The sequence below is a fragment of the Bartonella pachyuromydis genome, assembly GCF_039543065.1.
Classification (GTDB): Bacteria; Pseudomonadota; Alphaproteobacteria; order Rhizobiales; family Rhizobiaceae; genus Bartonella; species Bartonella pachyuromydis.
The window spans coordinates 58,498-82,350 of sequence record NZ_BAABJA010000002.1 but is presented as its reverse complement, the minus strand read 5'-3'; the positions used below and the strand labels follow the sequence as shown (position 1 = coordinate 82,350).

Here is a 23,853-nt window from a genome sequence, read left to right as displayed (position 1 = left end):
CTTATCTTTAAAAATAGCAAGTTTATGTGCATAAAAAAACGTATAAAAATTGATTTATTAAATCTTGATATATTGTTCATATCATTTCTTTTCTAAAGAGAAGATGTTGTAAATATAAATATGAAGGAGAAAAGAATGGATTTTTTAAACCAGATTGACATTGAACTTTTGGGAATACTTACAGGCAATCATCAATCTTGGTCAGTTTTAGTATTATTTAGTATCTTTTGTGCAAAATTTTTAATTTATATTATTCCACTACATCTTTGTGCATTATGGTTTTGTGGTGAACAGATGGAACGACGCGTAGCATTAAGCATTTGCGTCAGCATTGGTGTGGCTCTTTTTATAGGTTATCTCATCTCACTTATTTATTTTCACCCACGCCCGTTTGTTGTCGGTTTGACAAGTCCACTCATTCACCATCGTCCTACAGCTTCTTTTCCGAGTAATCATGCCTTGACCATTGCACCTTATACAGCGAATCTGTACTTCTACCGATACAAAGTGGCTTCTAAGTTTGCAGCGGTATTTTTGTGTTTAATCTGTTGGGGGCGTATCTTCGTTGGCGTGCATTATCCTTTTGATGTTATCGCTGGGATTCTTTTAGGAGTTTTTATCAGTTGGGGTGTTATTCAATTTATATCTCCTTATTTCCCTAAGTTTTTATACAAAATTCCACCACTAAAATATAATTTTAAAAGAAATATCCATTTCAAATAAGGCACTTTATCTTGATTTGTGCTGATGAATAAGATCAAAAGAAAATAATTAAATTGCATAATTTTAGGAGTCGATAAATGACTACAGCTTTTATTTTTCCAGGGCAGGGGAGTCAGCTTGTTGGTATGGGCAAAGCGCTTACAGAGCAATTTTTTGCAGCACGGATGGTTTTTGAGGAAGTCGATGAGGCTCTAGGTGAGAAATTATCAGATGTCATTTTTGAGGGACCATCAGATGTTTTGACGTTAACAGCAAATGCACAACCAGCATTAATGGCTGTATCCATAGCTGTTATTCGTGTGATGGAACAATTGGGGCTAAATATAGAAGAAAAGGTGAAATTTGTTGCAGGCCATTCTTTAGGAGAATATTCGGCTCTTTGTGCTGCTGGTACATTTAGTCTTGCGGATACCGCAAAGCTCTTGCGTATTCGTGGCAATGCTATGCAAGCTGCTGTTGGTGTTGGTGAGGGCTCTATGGCAGCACTTATTGGTTTGAGTGAAGAAGAGGTAGAAGAAATTTGCGAAACTGTTTCTGTACAAGGGTTATGTCAGATTGCTAATGATAATGGGGGGGGGCAAATTGTTATTTCAGGTGAAGCGAAAGCTGTTGCGACAGCGGTAGAGGTTGCATCAAAAAAAGGCGCTAAACGTGCACTCCTTCTTCCAGTTTCTGCACCGTTTCATTCGAGCTTAATGCAGCCTGCTGCTGCTGCCATGAAGAAAGCATTTTTGACTGTTAACAAAATGGTTCCTCTTGTTCCTCTGATTGCTAATGTTTCTGTTGCACCAGAAATCGATCCAGAACGTATTGTTACGCTTCTTGTCCAACAAGTGACAGGAAGAGTGCGCTGGCGTGAAACAATAGAATGGATGGGTAGTAATGGGATTGATACACTGTTTGAAGTTGGTTCTGGAAAAGTATTAACAGGTTTATCGCGTCGTATTAACAAGGATATAAAGGGATTAACAGTTGGAACAGTTGAGGAAATAGAAGCAGCACTACAGGTGCTTGGTGTTTAATTTATCAAGGAGTTTAAAAAATGTTTAAATTAACAGGCCGTAAAGCTCTTGTGACAGGGGCGTCAGGGGGAATAGGTGAAGCAATTGCGCGTTGTTTTCATGCGCAAGGGGCAATTATTGGGCTCCATGGAACGCGTGAAGACAAGTTAAAAGAATTGGCAGCAGGCTTAGGACAAGATGTTTTTGTATTTCCTGCTAATCTTTCTGAGCGTCAATCTATTAAGAAACTCGCTGAAACAGCAGAAAGAGAGATGAGTGGTGTTGATATTTTGGTTAATAATGCTGGCATTACCCGAGATGGTCTTTTTGTACGTATGCAAGATCAAGATTGGGATGATGTCTTAGCAGTTAATCTCACAGCTGCTTTTACTTTAACACGTGAGTTAATGCATTTTATGATGCGGCGTCGCTATGGAAGGATTATTAACATAACATCTATAGTTGGTGTTGTCGGAAACCCTGGACAAACAAACTATTGTGCTGCAAAGGCCGGTTTGATAGGCTTTTCTAAAGCATTGGCGCAAGAAATTGCTTCGCGAAATATCACAGTCAATTGTATTGCTCCAGGATTTATTAAATCCGCAATGACTGACAAGCTTAATGAGAAGCAAAAAGAAACCATTATGGCGGCGATTCCAATGAAACGTATGGGGAAGGGAGAAGAAATAGCTTGTGCTGCTGCTTATCTAGCAAGTGATGAAGCGGCATATATGACAGGTCAAACATTACACGTCAATGGCGGGATGGCAATGATTTGAGTATTTGCTTTATTCCACATTGATTTATAATCTGTATTATTTTAGTAGTAATAAATGGAATGGGAAGATGCCCCCATTTTTCTTAATATTGTAGATTGATCAATTTATATCGGAATGTCAGATTGTTTCATTTTATGGGGATATCCACAGGATGTTTTAAATTGTTGCTAAAATCTTTAAAGGTAATACATCTATATGCTTGATAAGATGATCCGATATAGCTAACCAAATTATAGGAAAATAATATAAATTCGAGGATTTCAACATGAGTGATACAGTAGAGCGCGTTAAGAAAATTATCGTAGAGCATCTTGGAGTGAGTGCAGATAAGGTAGTAGAAAATGCAAGCTTTATCGATGATCTAGGAGCAGATAGCCTTGATACGGTTGAGCTCGTTATGGCTTTTGAAGAAGAATTTGGTGTAGAAATCCCAGATGAGGCCGCTGAAACGATTTTCACGGTGGGTGATGCAGTGAAGTTTATCGATAAAGCTTCTGCGTGATGATTGGAAAGCAAAAGCGTAAAGTGCTTTTGCTTTTGTTTTTTGCGATTTTGAATAGAGCTTTGAGAGGTGATCTCAATTCAGGGTTGGAAGTTATGAGACGTGTTGTTATTACTGGTCTAGGGTTAGTATCTCCATTAGCTGGTGATGTCGAATATAGTTGGAAACGCCTTCTTGAAGGAAAAAGTGGTGTTCGGCGCATTACTGAGTTTGATGTATCCGATTTACCATGTCAGATTGCTGCTCGTATTCCCTTAGGCGATGGAACAGAGGGTACACATAATGCCGATTTGTATATGGATCCAAAGGAACAGCGTAAAGTTGATGCATTTATTGTTTATGCAATGGCTGCTGCTGGTCAAGCACTTTCGGATGCTGAATGGTTTCCCAAAAGTGACGAAGATCAAATTTGCACAGGTGTGTTAATTGGTTCGGGAATTGGGGGTATTGAAGGTATTGTTGAGGCTGGCTATACGCTTCGTGATAAAGGCCCTCGGCGTGTTTCTCCCTTTTTTATTCCAGGGCGTTTGATTAATCTTGCTTCTGGCTATGTGTCTATTAAGTATGGTTTACGCGGTCCCAATCATTCTGTTGTAACAGCTTGTTCAACGGGCGCACATGCAATTGGTGATGCAGCACGTTTGATTGCATTTGGTGACGCAGATGTCATGGTTGCAGGGGGCACTGAATCTCCGATAAATCGAATATCTCTTGCTGGTTTTTCTGCTTGTAGAGCTCTTTCCACTTGTCGTAACGATGATCCTGAACGCGCGTCACGTCCTTATGATGCTGATCGCGATGGTTTCGTGATGGGAGAGGGAGCTGCAGTTGTCGTTTTAGAAGAACTTGAACATGCAAAAAAACGTGGCGCTCGCATTTATGCTGAGGTTATTGGCTACGGCTTATCAGGTGATGCCTATCATATTACTGCACCATCAGAGAGTGGTGAAGGTGCACAACGTAGTATGGTGACTGCTTTAAAGCGTGCACAAGTAAATGTAAGTGAACTTGATTATATTAATGCCCATGGAACTTCAACGATGGCAGATACCATAGAGTTGGCCGCTGTTGAGCGTGTTTTAGGGCATTATGCGCCACAAATATCTATGTCATCAACAAAATCATCTATAGGGCATTTGCTTGGTGCTGCTGGTGCGGCTGAGGCTATTTTTTGTGTTTTAGCTATACGTGATAATATAGCTCCAGCAACACTTAATCTTGATAATCCATCAATTGAAACGAAAATTGATCTTGTTCCGCATAAACCGCGTGAACGAAAAATTAATACAATTCTTTCCAATTCCTTCGGCTTTGGTGGAACAAATGCCTCTTTAGTGATGCGGCGCTTTGGGGAATAATAAATTACGTTTTTTCTATTTATGGGTTTTCTGCTTTGTTAGAAAATTATAAGAGTTTAAGTAAGACATTACAGTTGTAATACTTAAAGCTTGCTGAGGGTGAGAATTATGTCCGATGTGAAAAACAAAAAAACACTGAAGGACGTGAATGATTTCTCTTAAAATCATAGAGTAGATAATGGTAGCATGTTAGCACATAAGAAACAAAAGAAGTCGTTTGTTGTACGTAATCCATTGGTTATTCTAGGTCATTTTTTTCTGATGTTTATTGTGGTTATCATTTTAGCCATAAGTATCCCTCTTTATATTGGAAAAACTATTTTTGAAGGAAAGGGAATATCTAAGGAAGAGAAAATCGTTCTGATTTATCCTGGAACAGGCATTCGTGAAATTGCTTCACTCCTTGAAAAACGTGGTCTTATTCGATCGTCAGATGTTTTTGTTTATGGTATTGGTTATCATCAAAAAACAACACATCTTAAGGCAGGTGAGTATTTAATTCCAGCACATGCTTCAATGCGAGATATTATGGATATTCTTGTGAAAGGTAAATCTATTGAATATACCTTTACAGTGCCAGAAGGTCTAACAGTTCAACAAGTTTTCGATCGATTAGCAGATAATGAAGTTTTAATTGGTGATCTTCCAAAGGTTTTACCCCCAGAAGGCAGTTTGATGACGGATACGGTTCGTTTTATTCGTGGAACAACGCGTAAAGAAATTATAAGCAGACTGCGTGAAGGACAGACAAAATTAGTTCATGCTATATGGGCTACACGCTCACCTGATTTACCAATAAAATCTATTGATGAATTTGTTATATTGGCATCAATTGTTGAAAAAGAGACAGGAATTGCAGCAGAGAGACCTAAGATTGCTGCAGTATTTTATAATCGTCTTGCAAAACATATGCGTCTTCAATCTGATCCAACAGTAATTTATGGCCTCTTCGGTGGGAAAGGCATGCCATCCGGTCGTGCAATCTATCGTTCAGATCTTGAGAAAGAAACACCATATAACACGTATAAGACTGATGGTTTGCCGCCAACGGCTATTGCCAATCCAGGTCGGGATTCTTTAAAAGCTGTGGCACAGCCACCAAGTAGTGATGCACTCTATTTTGTCGCTGATGGTTCAGGGGGGCATGTTTTTTCTAGAACTTTAGAGGAGCATAATATGAATGTTCGCAAGTGGCGTGCATTAAAAGCAACACATTAATTTAAAAAAACTCTGTAGAAAACCTATTATTGAAGTTTTGAAAAAGTAGAACAGTATGATGACAGACTTTGATGGTGAACTGTGTGCTAAAAAAAAGAACCAGCGTCGCGGTTTTTTATTGATTCTCTCTTCACCATCCGGAGCCGGAAAATCAACTCTTTCTCGGTTACTTCTAAAAGATGGACAATTAGAGCTCTCTGTGAGTATGACAACACGTCCAAGACGTCCTAGTGAAGTGGATGGCCTTCATTATCATTTTATTTCAAAGAAAGAATTTGAACGCAAGCGTGATGGTGATGAGTTTATTGAATGGGCAGAAGTTCATGGAAATTATTATGGAACTTTGCGTGAAAGTGTTGAAAATGTTTTGAGTGCTGGTCGGGATATGTTATTTGATATTGATTATCAAGGCACACAACAGCTTCAAAAAAAGATGCCAGATGATACTGTGTCTGTTTTTATTCTTCCACCATCCATGAAGGAGCTCATTTCACGTTTACATCGTCGAGCAGAAGATAGCCAAGAGATTATCAATTTACGATTGAAAAATGCACGGACGGAAATGCAACATTGGCGTTCTTACGATTATGTTGTCATTAATGAGGATTTAAATCAGTCCTTGTCACTTATTAAATCGATTTATTTAGCAGAAACAGCAAAACGCGAGCGCTGTTCTTTTCTTGAGTTTTTTGTTGATGGCCTTATTGCCGAAAAGATTGATGAATATTTTGATCGTTTTGAAAAGAAGTAACAAGAAAAAAGTTATACTTTTTAAGTTAGCAAGTTCGCTAAGGTTACAAATTCAGCAATTGAAAGTGTTTCGGCACGGCGTGTTCCATCAATGCCAGCTTTTTCTAAAAGCATTTCTCCTCCAAGAGTTTTAAAATTTTGACGAAGCATTTTTCGTCTTTGTCCAAAAGCGGTTTTTGTTACAAAGCTTAATTTTTGAGCAGAACAGTTGAGAGGTTGTGTGCGCGGAAGAATATGAACAACAGAAGATGTTACTTTGGGAGCTGGTGTAAAGGCTTGAGGAGGCACATCAAAAGCAATTTTAGCAGTTGTCCGCCAGCCAGTTAAGACACTAAGACGTCCATAATGGGCGGATTGAGGCTTGGCAGTAATACGTTTTGCAACTTCACGCTGAAACATCAATGTCATTGATTCATAAAAAGGAGGCCATGGTTCAGCTAACAGCCAATTTAATAAAAGCTGTGTTCCAATATTATAAGGAAGATTTGCAATAATACGTGGTTTTTCTAGAGATGTTTTAAAGAGTGTTAAGAAATTTTGTTTCAATGCATCATTACAAATTATTTTTAGTTTTTGTGGATAGTGCTTTTCTATCTCTAAAAGAGCCGGTATACAACGCTCATCACGCTCTATTGCTGTTACTATGGCTCCTTGTGCGAGCAAAGCACGTGTTAAACCTCCAGGACCAGGACCCACTTCAATAACAGGTTTTCCTTCTAGATTACCTGCTTGATGAGCAATTTTGGATGTTAAATTAAGATCAAAAAGAAAGTTTTGTCCCAAGGACTTATGCGCTTGTAATCCATAGATCTCAATAACTTTACGCAGAGGAGGTAAATTATCTATTGGCATGCTATCAAACTATTTTCTGCAAGTTGATTTGCAAGTTTGAGAGCAGCAATAAAACTTGTGGGAGAAGCTATTCCCTTATCAGCAATATCAAAAGCAGTTCCATGATCTGGAGAAGTACGAATAAAAGGCAGTCCTAACGTGACATTAACAGTAGTATCAAAGTCTAATGTTTTAACAGGAATAAGGGCTTGATCATGATACATGCAAAGGGCAACATCATATGTTTTTCTTGCACATTCATGGAACATTGTATCGGCAGGCAATGGTCCTACAATATTGAGTCCTTTCTTTTTAAGAGTCTCAATTGCCGGAGTAATAATTTCAAACTCTTCTTTTCCTATAGCCCCCCCTTCTCCTGCATGAGGATTAAGTCCAGAAACAGCTAAACGGGGGAAAGCTATTTTAAATCGCTTTTTTAAGTCATATTCAGTAATGAATGCTGTTTGAATAATTAACTGACGAGTGAGCTGTGAAGAAACTTCTTTAAATGGAACATGAACAGTAATTGGTACCGTTTTTAACCGAGGTCCTGATAACATCATAACTGGATGATAACATTTATTGGAGGTTTGATAAGCCAAATTGGCTAAAAACTCTGTATGACCTAGAAATTCAAACCCAGCATCATAAAGATTTTTTTTTGCAATAGGACACGTAACCAGTGCAGAGGCATATCCACTTTGAATCAATTGAACACTACGTTTAATGGCTTCAATGACTCCAGCAGCATTGTTTGGAGAAGGAAAACCTCGTTGATCACTTTGTCGATTTTCCAATGGTATTACAGGAAGAGCAGTGTGAAAGTTTTTTACAGGATTATCTATTCCAACAGCTTCTACCTCAACATCCATCTGTAAAAAACGAGCACGCGAACGAATAATATCTAGATCAGCAAGCAAAACAAAGGGAGGAATTTGATGTGTAACACGCAAATTCCACGCTTTTAATGCTATTTCAGGACCAATTCCGGCAGGATCACCACCGCTAACAACAAGTGCAGTCATTATGAGCTTTGAATACGCGCCACCCGACGCAATTCTTCTAAATATTTCTCGCTTAACTTTTCAAGTTCCTGTGGGCTTTTTTTCTTATTATCTTGAATAGAAAATATCAGACGAGCTACATAATCATCAGAAACTCTTCTTATTTTACAGACAGCTAGTGCTTCAATTCCATCAGATGTTTCTTGAAATTGAGTCATTTTTCCAGCAGGCGTTGCAAGGATAGCCTGCTTCCATGCACTTGGAAGCTGAGGTTCGAGAAATTTCCCTAAGTGGCGGATAGTAACGTCTAAAATGCCTCTTGCTTGATTTTGAGAATTTGCGCATCCACGGAAATGTGCGCGGAAGTTGTTTGCTTCTCTTTGGCGTCTTTCAAAAATTTCTGAACGACGATGTGCAGGAATGACAAAAACAATTCGTTGTAGTGTATATTCATTGGTTGAAGGTTTTATACCACCATTTTTCAATATTCTGCGTACGGCTTCTTGCTCGCTAATCATACCTGTTTCAGTCTGATAACGTGCATGAACAAGGCGACCCCACCCTATTTGTCCACGAATATAATCTTTAAAGTGTTGTACTGTGATATCACTTTGAATCAAGATCTGATTGAGTTGATCAATAGCCATATTATTTTGCATTGCAAAATTTTCAAAAGCTTTATCAACCTCGTCATTGCTTACCTCAATATTTCGGCGCTTTACTTCGCTATTTTTAAGGGTCTCATTGATAAGTTCATTTTTAGCTTGCATAGCAAGATTGCCTTGCTTTTGTTGCAATCTAAGAAAGGCGACCCGCCTTTGGATATCGTAATTTGTGATGGGATTACCATTGACTGTAACAACAATGGCAGTCTGTGCGAAGACCGGTGAAATCAAAAATTCACTTATCATTAGATTGCTTATACTCAAAGATGCAATACACAATAAAGCAAGAATACGCTTTTTGAATTTATTCATGTAGGTCGGCTTTCGCATTATTTTCAATTCCCATTAATTACTTTAAATATACGTTTTTTTTCATAAAAACAATGATAAGTTAAATGATCTATACATTCTCTTTATAAATTTGAGTTTGTCTTTTTTCCTATATCTGCAATTGTACGCAATGAAAGAGAGAAATTAAAGTTTTGCAAAGGTGTCTTCTTTCCTGGATCGGTTATCTGCTGATAACCGAATGTTAGTCCAAAACATTCATCTGTATAGTTTAAGCTGATTCCTCGTTTTATGAATGTACCCGATACTAAATCATAACCAGCATTGCTGTTAATAGACCAATAGTTAGCCAGTTTGATACCTGTTTGAAAAGAAATTTCTTGGCGTTCTTGTGGATATTCATAATCTGGTTGATTTGCGATGTAGGCATATTGTACAGCTGCCCAAAAATTTTTCCATTTCTGAGATGCTTCAATTTCACTACGGCGGATTTTTCCTGTTTTTTTATCAAAACGTCCACGTGTTTCTAGAGAAAAACCACTTTTATGGTTTGCACCAAACATTGCGACATAGTCTGAACGCGTTGCCTCTAAGCTGGAATGAATACCGATATTAACAAAATCTTTTTCTGCAAAAGAATTTTTTCCTGCAAGATGAAAGGATTGTCCAAAAAGACCATAAAGAGACCAATTATCGTTAAAACTTCCAGAATATCTCAGACCTATATTGGCTCTTGTTCCTCCTTCTACACGGTCATAACCAGAAAATTTATCACGTTGAAAAAGGGTCGTTGCATCAAATATGAAGCTTTGCGCATCTTCATTAGGGAGTTGTCCGATATATCTCTCATTATTACGTATAAAAATTTGTGCTGTTGGTTCTATAATATGTGTGGAATTTTCCAATGTAACGAGTAAGGGATAGCGTAACTCTAAACCCGCGGTTGCCATACCACGAAATGCTGAGCGATGAAGAGTAGATGAGAAGTCATTTGTTATATAAGCAGTATCATTTTTGTGTACATTTGTTGTAATGATATCAGCCCGTAAAGAAAGAAGAGGGGTTAAGATAAGTCCACTCTGCATGTTAAAGCGCTTTTTCCATTCAAGCTCGTTTGTGAGACGAAAGCTATTTCCAGCAATACCAGAAAGTCTAGCAGCATTGAGAGGATTTCCATTCCAGTCAGTAGAAGTAAAGTCAGTGTGACGACGATAAATTGATTGTATATTGCTGTGAAAGGTGAGCTCTCCATTATAGATTGGTTCATCTGATATGAAGAAGTAATCAACACGAGGAAGAACCCATGCTTGCCGAGAATGACGTTCATGGGGATTGTTCAACGTCAAATCTTGAACTTTAAAATGGTAGAAACGCATATCAAAATAGTTTTTACCAGCAAGGCCATTCAAATAAAGTTGAGAAAGTTGTATGGGATTGTTATAATTTTCGAGTTTATAGGCACGACTAAAATGTCTATCAGACTGTGCAAAAATATCCCATCCATATGTCCAGTGTGAATTAATACGAAAATCCCCTTTTGTTGCTAGCATATAACGATTTTTATGTTGTGCATCAATTGTATCATTGTCAAACTTATGCGGTTTCATTTGATATATATGCGCGAAGCGAATGTTATAGCTGCCTGTTTTAAAACGTTGACGCCATTCACCTTCGGTTAAAAGCCCTTGTTGAGTATAGAGGGTAGAAGAAAGTGTCAAATCATAATGCGGTGCAAGATTCCAAAAGTAAGAATTTTTTATGCCCATACCGAGATAATCAGCATAGAAAAGATGAGGAACAAGGAAACCGCTAGCACGCTTCACAGTTGGATCATTAAGCTCAAAAGTTGGAAGTTGCAAGATCGGTACACCAAAAACTTCAAAACGGCTATTTTCAAATCGAATTTTTTTGGTAACGTTATTCCAGATGATTTTTCTTGCTTTAATTTTCCAGAGGACTTCTCTATCTGGTTTATAAGAACAAGGTTCACAGGCTGTATAGGAAGCGTTATCGAAGACTGTTATCTGGCTGTTGCGACGTGTAGCACTTGCCGCTGCAAAATGGATATTGTTGGCGGTATCAATACGTAAGGCATTTACGAAACCTTCTCCGAAATCTTTAGTCATATCAATTTGGTTGGAATATATTTTGTTACCATCTTTTTGAGTAACTTGAACATTTCCTTGCGCTATGATTCGTCCTGTTTTTTGATTGTAAGTAACTTTTTTAGCGATAACTTTGTTGCCATCATATTCGATTTGGACATTGCCTTGTGCAGAAACACTGTTTTCATCACGGTTGTAGATGAGTTCGTCTGCAGAGAGTAGAAGAGGACTAATCGGATTTTGGATACGATTTTGAGTAAGAAGAGTAGGGCTTTTAGCATTTACAGAATAGGCTAAAGATACAGCTAAAACACAGTACATAACACTTTTAAAGGTAAGTGCACTTAATTTTGTCAAAATCACTCTTTTACTTATTAATGTGCTCACCTAGCCATCCTCTTTATGGAGTAAAAAAGAGATTCCCAAAAATAATGCAATAATAACTGGTGTCCAAGCTGCAATAATTGGTGGAATATATCCAGCGTTACCAAAAGCTTGCACGAGTACAGAAATAACATAAAGCACGAATCCGGCGAGTACGCCACCAAGAATCAACATTCTAGATTGTCCAAACCTCGTGAAGTTTAAAGATACAGTTGCTGCAATAAGAGTCATTGCCACAAGCAGAGCAGGTAATGCAATCAAAGATTGTAAATACATATCAAAATTATTGGCAGAATAGCCAAATGAACGTGCGATCATAATTTTTTGGGGTAATTGATAAAATGGGATAGTCGCTGGATTTACTAAACGTTCAGTTAAAAATTCAGGTTTTAGATTAGTTTTTATTTGCAATGTTGTAAATTTTTCAGGAGACTGACCTATTTTATAAATTATTCCGTTTGTTAAGTGCCAAGCACCGTTTTTCAATGTTGCCTTTTTAGTGTTAATCCAGTTTTTGACTGTTGCATCATCATTGTATTGTACAAAAGTTGCTTTAATGAGAGAAAGTCCTCGATTGGTGATAGATTTAGCACCAATGGTTGTTCTACCCAAAGATGTTTGTTGTGTTAACCATGGGATACGGGTGTTCTGAAAAGAAGATGTTAAGACATTATTACTACGCCATTCAGTCATCATTTTTTCTGCTTGAGAAAAACCCCATGCGGCAAGAGGATTAATGAAAAGAATTGAAAATAATCCAAAAAGAAAAGCGCCAAAGCAAGCAGGCATGAGAAATTGCCATGCAGAAACGCCAATAGAGCGCGTCACAACAAGTTCGAGTTTTCGATTAAGTGAAATCAGCATGACCATTGCAGAAAACAATGCAATAAAGGGTATCAGTTGCTGCATGATAAAAGGGATGCGTAAAACAGAGATGAAAAAGGTATTTTTTGCCGTATAGTGGGGAAGATGGGATAGCCGACCAGAGTTTTCTGTAAAGTCTATCAAAAGAGCAAGAATAAAAATACCCCCAAAAAAATAACAGGTTGTTTTTAAATAACGTATAAAAAAATACTGTCCGAGTGTCCACCCAATCATGATACCTTATCCGAGGGGTATTGAGATTTTTGATGTTCAAATTTTTTGACCAATTTTTGCAAAACAATTTGAATAACCTCGTAAATTTTTGTGGGAATACCAATGGTATGATTTGTCAAAAGCATAAAAAAAACGAAAGTACTCATTCCTATGGGAGTAATATAAAGAAGAGGAATGTATGCAAGATCACTCTTTGCTTTCTCGGCAAAAAAATATCCTACCCAATACACGAGTAATGAGTAGACAATAGCAGAGAAGTTTGCAGAGTTACGAGCTTGTCGATATGAGCGTGTATTTCCTGCTGCTGCTAAGGAAATGAATGAAAAAACAATTGGATAGAGCCATTCTGTAAGTCTGCGATGAAATTCAGCTTTATATTGGAGTGGTTTTCGTTGATAGTATGGGTCTTTCGGATCAGGATTTAGTAAATAAGAAAGAGGTCGATCTTTCGGATAAAGTGTGGGTGTTTTATCGTTGGGAATGAATTCACTCAAGCTGAAGGTATATGAGCTGAATTGAACGATAGAGACGCTATCATTTTGATGGTTAATCTTTTCTATTTCACCATTATGAAGGATAAGAAAACTGCCACTTTTATTGCTTACAATTGATGCATCTGTTGCATAATAAAAAAGATCAGTCTTAGGATCGCGCTGGTCGGCAATGAAAAGCCGCTTAAGCATTCCGTTTGGATTGCGTTCACCAATTTCTATATAGAGGTTATTGGCGAGTTTTTGGAAGCTACCTTCACTAATGAAAAGATTAATAAGATCAACATGGGCACTTGCTAGCATTTTCCGCATATTAAGACGCGCTTGAGGGACAACAAAATTAGCTATAGAAAAGGAAACACATGATGCAACAATAGCAAGAAGAAGAATTGGTTTCCAAACAGTGCTTTTGGGGAAACCAGAAGCGCTGATGATTGCAAGCTCTGAGTCTTGATTCATTGCTGAAAGAGTACTCGTAATTGCGATTAATAATGCAAATGGAATGACAAGAAAAATAACAGAAGGAACCAATGAAAATGAAAATTGCAACACTGTTAAGAGTGTTTGTCTACTTGTTGTGAGAAAATTTATTCGTGCAAGGATTTGCACTGTCCAACTAATACTAATTGCTGCAATCATGACAGCACTAAACAGGATGAGAACACGTTTCAGGATGTAAAACTCAATAATACGCATAAACAGGGTGACATCCTCACTTCTAAAAGAAGCATTTTACACTGCCTTGGATCAAAAATATAACCAAAATTTAAAATATTCTATATCTTTTACACATTTTTACCAAATAAATAGTGTAGAATAATAACATAAATCAATTCATTGTATAACCTATTTCAGTAATAGGCTATAGAGAAGCTAGAATAAACCTTTTGGTGAAGTTAAGGAATGATAATTTATCTTTTTCTCTCTTTAATGCACGTGAAAAAACAAGTAATATATGCAACCAAGAGAAGAAGAATCGGTATATTTTCAACCATTTTCTTTTACACTGGAGATGGTGGAAGATTTTCCCTAAAAATGTTAACTTTTTATAAAGAGCGATGAGGGCTAAGAGGATGGATATTTTGTTCTATCATTTGACGCAATCAACGTTTGGGGATATTTTGCCAACACTTGTAGAGCGTGCACAGGCTCGTTTTGGTAAGGTCACAATACAATGTGTGAGTAAAGAGCAACGTGATGCTATGGATATGCGTTTATGGGTTTATGCTGATGAAGCATTTATTGGGCATGGGACTGATTGTGATCAATACCCCAATTTACAGCCTGTATTTCTTACCACAGGGCAAGAGAATCCAAATAATTCAAAGATACGTTTTCTTATAGAAGGGGCGATTTGCTCAGATGTCAATTCATATCAACGGCTTGTCGTGATATTTGATGGCAACAATGATGAACAGTTAAATCTTGTTCGAGCACAGTGGAAAAAGTACAAAATAGAAAATCATAATTTAACATATTGGCAACAGACTGAAGATCGCGGTTGGGAAAAACAAGTTTGATGCGTGTAATGTCTGTTGTTTTGATTTTTATAGGACTGATAGGAAACACAACTCCAATATTCTTTATTGCGGAAGAATTAGGAGAAAGCATTAGGCCTTTATTGTGATCTTTCTTTGAGGAATATTGAAAATATGGATTATAATTAGAAAAATAAATGGCAATGATGATGATTGATCGAATTTTGCTTGTTTTATGGGCTGTGATGCTGGCTTTTTTTTGCGTTTCATGGTTGGGGACGACGCATATTCTATCACGAACGTTTTCTGTTGCTTATATTGGCAATATTGCAGATATTTTATTCTTTTTTTTGAGTGCACTGTTTGCTGGAATATTGTGGTTGAGTATATCTCAACCGATGTCTTGGAAAATAAAACTGGCGGCATTTCTGCCGCCAGCACTTGTTTTATTCTTTTTCATTGCATTCTAATTAGAGATTTCCTCTTCTGTAAATCCAACAAAACAAATCAGTGAAATAAAAGAAGCAAGAAGCAGATAATAACCGATATAAGAAGTATCAAAATGTTGCACTAAATATTCAGCAATATAAGGCGCAAGAGATGCACCTACGATACCAGATAAATTGAATGTTACAGAAGAACCTGTGTATCGAATTGCAGTTGGATATGGCGAAGCCAAAACAGCACCAAGAGGACTATAAACCATTCCCATAATTGATAAACCAATAACAGACATGGCAAGGACACCTATAATTCCAGAATTTAAAAAATAAGGAATTGCAAAAGAATAGATACCAGTAATGATTGTGACCAAAATCATCAAAGTTCTACGCTTAATACGATCAGCAAGTTTTCCGGTTATAACGGTAAAAATTCCACAGAAAATGGCACCAATCACTTCTACTTGAAGAGCTTGGTGATATGGAAGTTTCAAGTGATTTGTTGAGTAACTTAATAAATATGCTGTGACCAAATAAAATAAAACAAATGTTGCCATACCAGAAAATATTCCAAGAAATAGGATTCGTGGACATTTTAAAAAGACATCAATGATAGGAACTTTAACACGTTCTTTACTTTGAAGAGTTTTTTTGAATTGAACTGTTTCATTGATTGAAAGACGAACCCACAATCCCACAATCATGAAAATGATTGAGGCAATAAAGGGAATACGCCATCCCCAAGCTAAAAGTTCATCGTGATCAAGAAAGTGCAACAGGCCTAAATAAACAACAATAGATAAGAATAAACCGATTGGAACGCCCAATTGCGGAAACATAGCATACCATCCGCGTTTTTCTGGAGGAGCATTTTCTGTTGCGAGCAAAACGGCTCCCCCCCATTCACCTCCCAATCCCATTCCTTGTCCGATACGGCATATGGTTAAGAAAAAGGGCGCCCACCATCCAGCTGTTTCATAAGTGGGTAGGAAACCAATAATAACGGTTGACAACCCCATAGTAAGAAGAGAGGCAATAAGTGTTGCTTTGCGTCCAATTTTATCTCCAAAATGTCCAAAAACAATTGATCCAAAGGGGCGTGAAAAAAAAGCTGCTCCAAAGATCAGAAAAGATTGCAAAATAGCAAGTTGATCATTTTGTGTTGGAAAAAATACATGAGGAAATATAAGAGCTGCAGCAGTTGCAAAAACATAAAAATCAAAGAATTCAATTGTTGGGCCAATAAGGCTGGCAAATAAAATTCGACGAGGAGAATTTCTGTTGCTTGTACTTTGTGTTTCTGAGTTTATAGACATGAATAGAATGTCCCTTTCAGTATATGACAAATCAAATTATGAAACTAACTCGTTATAATTATAGAAATTTCAAATCAGTGTCGAGTCCGATGTTATTGTGCTACCGTCTATTAGAACAGTGATTATAGTATGAAAAGTATAGCGGATTGTCCTATAAATGTATCCAAATTTAAGACAATGAAAAACCTCTTTCAAATGTTATAGAATATGGAAATCTATTTCGATAAATATGTATTCTCTTAATATCCTATTGGTATTTACTTAAAAATACAGACACGGTTTTAGTCTATTTCAAGAAGCAATTTGATTTTTGATTTCAATAGTTCTTATTTCAAAGATTCAAGAAATCTTTTTGTTGATGCAATTATAACACTTTTAAATTGTATAAAGAATGATTTTATCTTTTGGTTGTGTGTGAGTTTTAAAGCACATATTGGAGTATTCGATGAATCAGAGTTTAGTGCATTAAATGCTTTGTAAAGGATGATTTGTGGCTGTGAAGAATATGAGACTGAGCAGGTACATTGTGTTGTTTTTATTATGCGCTTTTTTCCAATATGTGTTTTTATTTGAAGTCATGGGGTGTGGAGAATGCAATGCAAATTGAGGATAAGTTTTTGGGCATTAATGGCTGGTAGTTTACTTGTAAAAATTGCACATGCTGAGGAAGGAGCGGCACTAGGAGGAAAATCATTAACATCAGTAAGTGTAAGTGGGCAGTTAGGAGAAATGGAAAAGAAGCTCACCAGTGAGAATTTTACAATTAAGGATGGTAAAGTTGAGATCGTCGTGAACGGGCAAGTTTCGCAAGGTACCCATATTCATATATATGGATTACAAAGTGTTGAGTATGGAGGACAAACAGAGGATGCTAAAGTCTTTGGTGGTGAACAAATTGTTGTAGGAGATGGAAGTTACGCTTATAATTCTGAAATTCATGGTGAAGGTGAAACATCGGGGCAACAGAATGTATATGGTGATGGAGCAGCTTTCTTCACCAATATTATGAGTGGAGGAGAACAAAATATTGATACATGGTTCGGAGATATAGGGGGGCTAGCAATCGATACGAAAGTTTTTGCGGCTGGGGTGCAGAATGTTTTTGCGAAAGGTAGGGCAAACACCGTTACTTTGGAAGATGGAGCTCTTCAAAAAGTCTATGCCGGTGGGTATGTGGAAACTCTGACGATTAAGAGTGGAGCACATGCGTTGGTCTATGCTGGGGCGACATTAGAAGGGGAAACAAAAGTTAATGGTTCTGGAAAGCTCTATCTTTATGCTGGAGATAAGGGGCAGCAAACGAAAGCAGAAGAAATTATTTTAAAGGGAAAAGAGTCCCAATTACATTCTATTGCTACTAAAATTGATGGCTCAAGCTCTCTCATTGGGAAGTTAAGTGGTGAAGGGAGTGTTATTTTCACTTTTGATTCTAAGGAATCAAGCCCATATTATTCATTGCTTTATATTTCTCAGCTTTCAGGGAATATAAATTTTAATTTTAGGGCTAATTTTGCAGAGAGCTACGGTGATTACCTTATCATTGAAGAAGGAGAAGGGAACCATACAGTAAAAATCACGGATTCTGGTAGAGAAATTACCACTTCTTCTTTCAAAGCAGTTGATTTAATTACAGATAAAAGTGGCAATGCTCATTTTTCTTTAACAAACCATTCCGATAAAAAAACGGATGTTGTTGATGGTGGAACATATTTATATGATTTGAAAAAGAAAAATAATGCAAATGGAGGAGGAGCGATTTGGTATTTGGCTGCTGCAGAAAAGGTTACTACTTCTTTAACACCTTCATCTAAGACGGAGTTGCCTATGACGGAATCCCTTGGGAAAGAAAAGGATATAACAGTTTTCCAAGATCCTATAGTCAGTTCGTATGCAGGCGATTCCAGTTTTTATACAGATGATTTCATTATGAAAAGGGAAGAAGAAGTTCTGCAAAGCTCCGTCATCAATGAAAATGAGACAGTTTATATTTCTGATGATGGAGGTTTATATGCTGGTAAATGGTCTCTTAACACTACGGTTGAGAAATCTGGAACACTTTATGTTGAGGCAGGTGGGCTCAGCAAGAATACGACACTTCTGGATGGTGGTTCTGAGATTGTGGCAGAACAAGGCATTTCGGAATCTACTATTGTTTATGAAGGTGGAAAACAAAGTGTAGAGGGAGGAGGATCTGCATTGAAAGCTACAATTTATGGTGGTGAGCAGTTTATTTTCGGAGATGGTTATGTGAATGGTGGGATCGTGGGAAGCAGTGCCTATAACACGACAATTTACGGACAAGGTGAAATACCAGGATACCAGAACGTGTATGATGATGGGATGGTTGTTGGAACAAGAATTATGGAAGGAGGGATACAAATTCTTGGTAAATGGTTTCCAGACGATGAGGGCTTTACAGAAAAAAGTGGTGGTTTAGCGATCAATACTGAGATTTTCACGGGTGGTGCGCAGCGTATTTTAGCAGGAGGTGAAGCGGATACAGTGATTTTACGCGCTGGTAGTTTTCAAGAAGTCCATGCTGGTGGAACTGTGAAAAATCTAACGATTGAAGGTGGAGCAAATTCGTGGGTCTTTGCTGGTGCAAGGCTAGGAGGAGAAATAACGATTAAAGATTCTGGTCATCTCCATCTTTATTCTGGAGATGATAAGGATGAGACGACAGTAGAAAATATTAATTTAGAGGGTGAAAAGGCTAAATTATACTCTATTGCTGGTGGATATGAAGACGCGAGTACGCGCATTCAGAAATTGGGCGGTGTGGGGAAGGTTATTTTTAAGTCAGCAAGGTCTGATTTATATTATTCTCAGCTTTATGTTGATGAACTTTCAGGGAGTTTACATTTTAAGTTTCATGTGAGCCTTGCAGAAGGAGAGGGTGATTATCTCTCTATCAAGAATGGTTCAGGGTATCATACAATAAGCATTATCGATTCTGGTGTTGAAATTGTTAATCCTTCTTCAACAAATCTTGATTTAATTGTTGATCAAAGTGGAAAAGCGTATTTTACTCTGAAAAAAATTTCTGGGGTAAAAATAAGCACTGTTGATGCTGGAACCTATACATATGGTTTAAAACAAAAAAACGGTCAGGATAGAAATGAAAAGATTTGGTATTTATCAGCAGTCTACATTGATAATTGGCCACCTAGGAGCAGTTGGCTACGTAGGAGTAGATCTCGGCGAAATTTAGAGCAAAATCACTCAAATTCCTCTCCTTTCACTGTATCATCTTCAGAAAATCAGGCTAGTGTGACGTTACCTCCAGCAAGTCACTCTCATCTTTCATCTGAACAACAACAGGTTGGTGTTTCAGCAGATGCTTCGTTGACAACGGATCAAATGGCTTTGCGTCCAACTGTTCAGGAGCAAGCTTCTTCCCAAGCGCGTGAGGAAACATTCCAGCCTCGTTTCTTGACCTCTCCCTCTACCGATGCCGTGTTGTCTATGTCTGTGTCTCCAGCAGTTATTTTTCATAACGAGTTGCAAACTGTACGTGCGGGAAGAGGCGTTCTAGATAAAAGTCAAAAAAATGCGGGTTTCTGGACATATGCCATTAAAAGCAAAGAAAACATTGCAGCAAAGCATATAGATTTTAAACTTGAGCAAACAGGAATAGTGCTAGGTCTCAATGGTTTAAGTGAATGGGAGAATGGGGATATTTATATCGGTGGTTTCGGCAGCTATGATCGAGCAAATATTGAGCATGCACGTGGTGGTGTGGGTGGCATCAATACTTATGGCATTGGAGGTTATGTCACTTATTCTGATCATAGTGGATGGTATCTAGATGGTCTTGTTAAATATAATCGTTATCAAAATAGTCTGAAAGCTGTTTCAACGAATGGTATAGCAATTGAGGGAAATTATGATCAGTGGGCAGTGGGGACATCATTTGAAACGGGTTATCGCCTTAAACTATCTCAGTACAGTTGGTTACAGCCTTATGGGCAATTCACGTGGTTGCAAGTTAAAGGCCAAGAAATCAAACTTTCGAATGAAATGATGGGTGATATCAAACCCTTCACATCACTTCGTAGTGAGGTTGGTCTATCCTTGGGATATGAATTTGGAACGACGACAGCTGGTTCTTCTCTAGCTTACATTACGGCATCTTGGTTGCGCGAGTATAAAGATGACAACCACACGACAATTAATCAACAGCATCAATTTACCACAGATTTATCAGGCAATGCAGGCAAATTAGGAATTGGATTAAGCAGTATAGTAAGCGAGCAATTAAAGCTTTATGCACAGGTCCATTATGTAAAAGGACGTAAGACAAACCAGTCGCTTCAGGGAATCTTAGGGGTACGCTACAGCTTCTAAATATATGTTTTTAAAATAAAATATCCGATTCGTAATTGGGAAAAGATTTTTTAGAAAATATTGATGTATTTTCGCATCGGTTATGCTTTTTAATGGTGTAGGGTGTCTTTTTATCTGTTGCTTTTTCTATTTTGTAGGGAATCTTTGAACGGTTAAAAAAGCAAGAGAACAACTTTATGCACTCTCAATTAAAAAAGAGCATTCTAAAAAACATAAAGAGTTGTTTCTTGTAAGAGATAAAGAGAATATTCAAGAGAATTAATACAATCATAGGTTGAAAATATATTTTGCAGAGCTAATTACACTTGATGTCTGCTCAGGCGTGAAGGGGGGAGGATATAACTATGCAAAATAAGTGGAAAGGAAGTTGTTGGGCTCTCATAGTATGTGGTTGTTTTGTGAAAATGGCTGCTGCAAGTGAGCGGGGGGAACAACTTTTTTGTCAACCTTCAAGCTATAAAAATGAAAAAATCTCTCATATCCACTATAATGAAGATGTGAGAAAAAAAGAATGTATAAAAGTCAGAACATCTGGGAGCTCTGTTGTTGTAGAGCCCTTTGATGAAACGGGATTTTTTGAAAAGCTGAGTGTAATTCCTACCAGTAAAAACACTGAAATATTGCTTAGCAAGCTGCAAAATCTCAGTAAAAATAATGATATCAATGCTGGACAGAATGTGCAAGGGAGCAATATTGCAATGCTTAAAAATCCTGAGCTTATCTTTATAAGGGATGGAGCTCTTTTGGAAAATTTTGTACTCGATAATGATGGCAAAGCTTATATTTCGAATGATGGTATAAAAGATGATCCAGGGCGGTCTATCAATAATACGGTAAAAAATGGTGCAGAGATTTATGTTTATGCGGGAGGTATTAGTGAGAATAGCAATATTGAGCATGGCGGAACTGAAAATGTTCAGGCTTTAAAGGGAAAACAAGGCTTTTCAAAAAATGCTGTCATTAAAGAAGGAGGGCGGCAAAGTGTTGAGAATGGAGGAAAAGTAGAGGGGACTAAAATTTATGGAGGTGAGCAGCTCGTTTTTGGAGAGGGGGATGTTGGTGGACAAATTAAGGAGAGTAGTGCTTCTAATACGGTCATTTATGGTCAAGGCGAGACATTGGGGCAACAAAAGGTCTATGATGGGGGAATAACTTGGAATACCAAAGTTATGAGAGGTGGCATACAAGAGATTGCAAAAAAATCTCAAAATGCAAAAAATGGTGGTACTGCATTTAATATACAAATTCTCGGTGGTGGTAAACAGCGAGTCTTAGAAGGAGGAAAAGCTGTTGGTGTCGTTTTAAATGAGACGGCCATTCAAGAAATATATGCTCATGGATCTGTAAAAAGTCTGACAGTAAATAATGAAGCAAAATCATTTGTACATGCTGGGGCAACATTAGAAGGTAAAACCCTAGTAAATCATTCTGGACAACTTTACCTTTATGCTGGAAATGATCAGCATCATACCACAGTAGAAGATATTGTTTTAAATGGAAAAGATACAAAGCTGTACGCTATCACGGATGAGTTTGATGGCAAAAGCTCTTTGATTGAGAAATTAACTGGTGAGGGGAGCGTTATTTTTACCTTTACTGGTTCTGATCCTTATTACTCACAACTTCATGTTAATAATCTTTCGGGTAGCCTACATTTCGCATTTAATACCACAATTGCACATAATCGAGGCGATTATCTTCTCATTGAGAATGGTAAAGGTACTCACACAATAAGTGTTGCGGATTCTGGAGTGGAAATCACCGATCCTTTTTCAAATAAGCGTGATTTAATTATGGATCAAAGCGGTGGCTCACATTTTTCTCTGACAGATCTCTCTGGTGAAGAAATTCATGCTGTTGATGGGGGAACCTATATATATGATTTGAAACAGAGGAAGGATGAAAATGGCAAAACTTGGTTTTTGTCTGCTAATCGGGTGAGTGGACCAGACCCTTCACTTCCGGATCCAACAGATTCATTATCTCCTGGTTCATCAACAACGCCTTCAGTTGATGCAGTGCTCTCTACAGTAGTAGCTCCTGGACTGATTTTTAACAATGAGCTGGAAATTGTGCGTACGACGAGAGGGCTTTTAGATCAAAAAAGAAAAGATACAGATTTATGGGCTTATGTGATTAAGAGTAGAGAACGTGTTGCCACGGGTCATACAAATTTTAAGCTTGAGCAGACAGGTTTCGTGTTTGGTGGTGATCTGTTAAACGAACTCACACATGGAGATTTATATGTTGGTGGTTTTGGCAGTTATGATCAAGCACGTGTTACACATAAACGAGGCGGTGATAGCAATCTAAACACTTATAGCATTGGCGCTTACGTAACGTATTTTGATCATCATAGATGGTATTTAGATGGTGTTTTGAAGTATAATTATTACCGAGATAATCTAAAAGCCATTTCAACAAATGGTGTAGTTGTTCAAAGTGATTATAATCAATGGGCAATAGGTGGATCATTTGAAATAGGCTGTCGTTTTGAGCCAGCACAAAATACTTGGATGCAACCTTATATCAAACTAATAGGTTTGCAGGTTGAAGGCAAAAAAATTACGCTTTCTAATGGAATGAAAGCTGATATAAGTCCTTCAACTTCATTGCGTAGTGAAGTTGGGCTAACGGCAGGGCATAAATTTATTGTGAGTGCAGAAACTTCATTAACAGCCTATATTATGGCCGCTTGGTTACGTGAGAATGTAAATAATAACCATACGACAATTAATAATCGGCATAAATTTATCACAGACTTGTCAGGAAATGCGGGTAAGCTTGGAATTGGTGTGAACAGTTTGGTTAATGATAAATTAACGCTTTATGCGGAGGCACATTATCTGAAAGGACATAAGATAAAACAGTCACTTCAAGGTATTGTGGGATTACGCTATAGTTTTTAAAATATGTGTTTACGCTCCCAATTAGCTTGAGAAGTGGGATTGTTTTGTAAGTTAAAAATTTCAATGTTCAGCGAGATTTTTTGTAAATGTAAAGACAATGATGATCTTGCCTTTTACTCAAAAATAAAATCATTTGCTTTATCAATGATGAGAACTGTTACATTAT

Annotated in this window: 17 protein-coding genes and 1 pseudogene; 11 read left to right on the top strand and 7 right to left on the bottom strand. The window is 37.5% G+C overall.

Annotated features, from left to right (window positions below; all coding sequences use genetic code 11):
- Positions 1-135 precede the first annotated feature (135 nt).
- The 7 genes and pseudogenes from ABD917_RS02210 to gmk all read left to right on the top strand — a co-directional run bounded on the left by ABD917_RS02210 (position 136) and on the right by gmk (position 6,332).
- A complete protein-coding gene (locus ABD917_RS02210) occupies positions 136-723 on the top strand; it encodes an undecaprenyl-diphosphatase (protein ID WP_345118457.1) in 588 nt (195 codons plus the stop codon).
- A 77-nt stretch (positions 724-800) separates the two neighbouring features.
- Complete coding sequence (gene fabD, locus ABD917_RS02205) at positions 801-1,745, top strand: ACP S-malonyltransferase (RefSeq protein ID WP_345118456.1); 945 nt, start codon at positions 801-803, stop codon at positions 1,743-1,745.
- A gap of 20 nt (positions 1,746-1,765) precedes the next feature.
- Positions 1,766-2,503 (top strand): 3-oxoacyl-[acyl-carrier-protein] reductase, encoded by a 738-nt coding sequence (gene fabG, locus ABD917_RS02200; RefSeq protein WP_345118455.1) that lies wholly within the window; start codon positions 1,766-1,768, stop codon positions 2,501-2,503.
- A gap of 265 nt (positions 2,504-2,768) precedes the next feature.
- On the top strand, positions 2,769-3,005 hold the full coding sequence (locus ABD917_RS02195; RefSeq protein WP_273759517.1) for an acyl carrier protein: 237 nt from the start codon (positions 2,769-2,771) through the stop codon (positions 3,003-3,005).
- Positions 3,006-3,100: 95 nt separating this feature from the next.
- On the top strand, positions 3,101-4,363 hold the full coding sequence (fabF, locus tag ABD917_RS02190; protein ID WP_345118628.1) for a beta-ketoacyl-ACP synthase II: 1,263 nt from the start codon (positions 3,101-3,103) through the stop codon (positions 4,361-4,363).
- A 108-nt stretch (positions 4,364-4,471) separates the two neighbouring features.
- A pseudogene (gene mltG, locus ABD917_RS02185) lies at positions 4,472-5,581 on the top strand (endolytic transglycosylase MltG).
- Between the two features lie 58 nt (positions 5,582-5,639).
- On the top strand, positions 5,640-6,332 hold the full coding sequence (gmk, locus tag ABD917_RS02180) for a guanylate kinase (protein WP_345118627.1): 693 nt from the start codon (positions 5,640-5,642) through the stop codon (positions 6,330-6,332).
- Between the two features lie 20 nt (positions 6,333-6,352).
- On the opposite strand, the gene rsmA is transcribed toward gmk, so the two are convergent.
- The 6 genes from rsmA to lptF all read right to left on the bottom strand — a co-directional run bounded on the left by rsmA (position 6,353) and on the right by lptF (position 13,893).
- Entirely contained in the window at positions 6,353-7,183 is an 831-nt protein-coding gene (gene rsmA, locus ABD917_RS02175; RefSeq protein ID WP_345118454.1) for a 16S rRNA (adenine(1518)-N(6)/adenine(1519)-N(6))-dimethyltransferase RsmA, read from the bottom strand.
- Complete coding sequence (pdxA, locus tag ABD917_RS02170; RefSeq protein WP_345118453.1) at positions 7,174-8,187, bottom strand: 4-hydroxythreonine-4-phosphate dehydrogenase PdxA; 1,014 nt, start codon at positions 8,185-8,187, stop codon at positions 7,174-7,176. Before pdxA ends, rsmA begins: the two co-directional genes overlap by 10 nt.
- Positions 8,187-9,143 (bottom strand): SurA N-terminal domain-containing protein, encoded by a 957-nt coding sequence (locus ABD917_RS02165; RefSeq protein ID WP_345118452.1) that lies wholly within the window; start codon positions 9,141-9,143, stop codon positions 8,187-8,189. Before ABD917_RS02165 ends, pdxA begins: the two co-directional genes overlap by 1 nt.
- 101 nt (positions 9,144-9,244) lie before the next feature.
- Entirely contained in the window at positions 9,245-11,611 is a 2,367-nt protein-coding gene (locus tag ABD917_RS02160; RefSeq protein ID WP_345118451.1) for an LPS-assembly protein LptD, read from the bottom strand.
- On the bottom strand, positions 11,612-12,706 hold the full coding sequence (gene lptG, locus ABD917_RS02155) for an LPS export ABC transporter permease LptG (RefSeq protein WP_345118450.1): 1,095 nt from the start codon (positions 12,704-12,706) through the stop codon (positions 11,612-11,614). It abuts the gene before it with no gap.
- Positions 12,703-13,893, bottom strand: a complete 1,191-nt coding sequence (gene lptF / locus ABD917_RS02150; RefSeq protein WP_345118449.1) for an LPS export ABC transporter permease LptF — start codon at positions 13,891-13,893, stop codon at positions 12,703-12,705. The genes lptG and lptF overlap by 4 nt, the downstream gene beginning before the upstream one ends.
- 377 nt (positions 13,894-14,270) lie before the next feature.
- Between lptF and ABD917_RS02145 the strand changes: the two genes are divergently transcribed.
- Both ABD917_RS02145 and ABD917_RS02140 read left to right on the top strand, forming a co-directional pair.
- Positions 14,271-14,717, top strand: a complete 447-nt coding sequence (locus ABD917_RS02145; protein WP_345118448.1) for a DNA polymerase III subunit chi — start codon at positions 14,271-14,273, stop codon at positions 14,715-14,717.
- Positions 14,718-14,881: 164 nt separating this feature from the next.
- Positions 14,882-15,145, top strand: coding sequence for a hypothetical protein (locus ABD917_RS02140; RefSeq protein ID WP_345118626.1), 264 nt, complete (start codon positions 14,882-14,884; stop codon positions 15,143-15,145).
- Here ABD917_RS02140 and ABD917_RS02135 read toward each other — a convergent pair.
- Positions 15,142-16,431 carry an MFS transporter gene (locus tag ABD917_RS02135; protein ID WP_345118447.1) on the bottom strand — a complete coding sequence of 430 codons (1,290 nt, stop codon included), beginning with the start codon at positions 16,429-16,431 and terminating at the stop codon, positions 15,142-15,144. The genes ABD917_RS02140 and ABD917_RS02135 overlap by 4 nt on opposite strands.
- A gap of 591 nt (positions 16,432-17,022) precedes the next feature.
- Here ABD917_RS02135 and bafA (ABD917_RS02130) point away from each other — a divergent pair.
- Positions 17,023-20,778 carry a BafA family autotransporter gene (bafA, locus tag ABD917_RS02130; protein ID WP_345118446.1) on the top strand — a complete coding sequence of 1,252 codons (3,756 nt, stop codon included), beginning with the start codon at positions 17,023-17,025 and terminating at the stop codon, positions 20,776-20,778.
- 344 nt (positions 20,779-21,122) lie between these two features.
- Positions 21,123-23,687, top strand: coding sequence for a BafA family autotransporter (bafA, locus tag ABD917_RS02125; RefSeq protein ID WP_345118445.1), 2,565 nt, complete (start codon positions 21,123-21,125; stop codon positions 23,685-23,687).
- Positions 23,688-23,853 lie beyond the last annotated feature (166 nt).

Excerpts from the sequence above, each read along its gene's own strand:
- pdxA (WP_345118453.1), bottom strand. The coding sequence starts at position 8,187 with ATGACTGCACTTGTTGTTAGCGGTGGTGATCCTGCCGGAATTGGTCCT.
- lptG (WP_345118450.1), bottom strand. The coding sequence starts at position 12,706 with ATGATTGGGTGGACACTCGGACAGTATTTTTTTATACGTTATTTAAAA.
- ABD917_RS02165 (WP_345118452.1), bottom strand. The coding sequence starts at position 9,143 with ATGAATAAATTCAAAAAGCGTATTCTTGCTTTATTGTGTATTGCATCT.
- fabD (WP_345118456.1), top strand. The coding sequence starts at position 801 with ATGACTACAGCTTTTATTTTTCCAGGGCAGGGGAGTCAGCTTGTTGGT.
- ABD917_RS02195 (WP_273759517.1), top strand. The coding sequence starts at position 2,769 with ATGAGTGATACAGTAGAGCGCGTTAAGAAAATTATCGTAGAGCATCTT.
- bafA (WP_345118445.1), top strand. The coding sequence starts at position 21,123 with ATGCAAAATAAGTGGAAAGGAAGTTGTTGGGCTCTCATAGTATGTGGT.
- fabG (WP_345118455.1), top strand. The coding sequence starts at position 1,766 with ATGTTTAAATTAACAGGCCGTAAAGCTCTTGTGACAGGGGCGTCAGGG.
- fabF (WP_345118628.1), top strand. The coding sequence starts at position 3,101 with ATGAGACGTGTTGTTATTACTGGTCTAGGGTTAGTATCTCCATTAGCT.
- gmk (WP_345118627.1), top strand. The coding sequence starts at position 5,640 with ATGACAGACTTTGATGGTGAACTGTGTGCTAAAAAAAAGAACCAGCGT.
- lptF (WP_345118449.1), bottom strand. The coding sequence starts at position 13,893 with ATGCGTATTATTGAGTTTTACATCCTGAAACGTGTTCTCATCCTGTTT.
- ABD917_RS02140 (WP_345118626.1), top strand. The coding sequence starts at position 14,882 with ATGATGATTGATCGAATTTTGCTTGTTTTATGGGCTGTGATGCTGGCT.
- bafA (WP_345118446.1), top strand. The coding sequence starts at position 17,023 with ATGCAATGCAAATTGAGGATAAGTTTTTGGGCATTAATGGCTGGTAGT.
- ABD917_RS02145 (WP_345118448.1), top strand. The coding sequence starts at position 14,271 with ATGGATATTTTGTTCTATCATTTGACGCAATCAACGTTTGGGGATATT.
- ABD917_RS02135 (WP_345118447.1), bottom strand. The coding sequence starts at position 16,431 with ATGTCTATAAACTCAGAAACACAAAGTACAAGCAACAGAAATTCTCCT.
- ABD917_RS02210 (WP_345118457.1), top strand. The coding sequence starts at position 136 with ATGGATTTTTTAAACCAGATTGACATTGAACTTTTGGGAATACTTACA.
- rsmA (WP_345118454.1), bottom strand. The coding sequence starts at position 7,183 with ATGCCAATAGATAATTTACCTCCTCTGCGTAAAGTTATTGAGATCTAT.